Here is a 1,100-nt window from a genome sequence, read left to right as displayed (position 1 = left end):
GCGCTGCTCGGGCCGCTGCATGGCGCCGACCCGCTGCGCCAGGACCTCTCGGCGGCGCTGCTGCCGCCCTCCGCGGCGCATCCGCTGGGCACCGACCAGCTCGGCCGCGATCTGCTGGCGCGGCTGGCGGCCGGCGCCCGGCTCTCGGTCGGCTTCGCCCTGCTGGCGGCGCTGGCGGCGGCGCTGCCAGGCACGCTGCTCGGCCTGCTCGCGGCGCTGCGCGGCGGCTGGGTGGAGCGGGTTCTGCTCGGCCTGGCCGATGCCGTGCAGGCGCTGCCCGGGCTGCTGCTGGTGGTGCTGTTCACCGCCTTCGCCCCCGGCGCCTTCCTGCCGCTCTATCTCGGCCTCGCCCTCTCGCTCTGGGTGGAGTTCTTCCGCATGGCGCGCGGCACCGCCGCCGCCGTGCTGGCGCGGCCGCAGGTGGAGGCGGCGCGGCTGCTGGGCTTCGGCCCCTGGACCATCCTGCGCCGGCATCTCTGGCCGGAGGTGGCGCCGGTGGCCGCCACGCTCTTCGCCTTCGCCGCCGGGAATGCGGTGACGCTGGTGGCGGCGCTGGCCTTCATCGGCGTCGCCGCCCGCCCGCCCATCCCCGAATGGGGCAGCATGATGACCGAGCTGCTGCCCTACCACGCCGAGGCGCCGCTCGCCCTGCTGCTGCCGGCCCTCTGCCTGTTCTTCACCGTGCTGGGCCTGCACCTGCTGGCCGGGCGGGAGCGCGCATGAGCCTGATCGTCGAGAACCTCTCCATCCACGGGCCGGAGGGGGTGCTGGTGCGGCCGGCGAGCTTCGCCCTGCGCCCGGGCGAGCCGCTGCTGCTGCTGGGCGAGACCGGCTCCGGCAAGTCGCTGCTGGCCCAGGCGGTGATGGGCAGCCTGCCGCGCGGCCTGCGCGCCGAGGGGCGGATCCTGCTGGACGGGGAGGAGATCTCCGGCCTGCCGGCCAGGGCGCGGCAGGCGCTGTGGGGACGGCGCATCGCCATGCTGCCGCAGGAGCCCTGGGCGGCGCTGGACCCCAGCATGCCCGCCCTGCCGCAGGTGGCGGAGGTCGACCGCCATGTGCATCGCCGCCCCTGGGCGGCGGCGCGGCAGGCGGCGGCGGCG

General features: G+C 77.2%; 2 protein-coding genes. Both read left to right on the top strand.

Features of this window, described 5'->3' with window-relative positions; genetic code table 11:
• On the top strand, positions 1 to 723 hold a 723-nt coding region (locus HMPREF0731_RS21545; RefSeq protein WP_007006363.1), incomplete at its 5' end, for an ABC transporter permease.
• A partial coding sequence (locus tag HMPREF0731_RS21540) for an ATP-binding cassette domain-containing protein (protein WP_007006362.1) occupies positions 720 to 1,100 on the top strand: 381 nt, incomplete at its 3' end. The genes HMPREF0731_RS21545 and HMPREF0731_RS21540, both read left to right, overlap by 4 nt.

It is taken from the genome of Pseudoroseomonas cervicalis ATCC 49957, from assembly GCF_000164635.1.
GTDB lineage: Bacteria > Pseudomonadota > Alphaproteobacteria > Acetobacterales > Acetobacteraceae > Pseudoroseomonas > Pseudoroseomonas cervicalis.
Note: the sequence above shows the minus strand (reverse complement) of the source record. Positions and strands in the feature narration are given on the sequence as shown.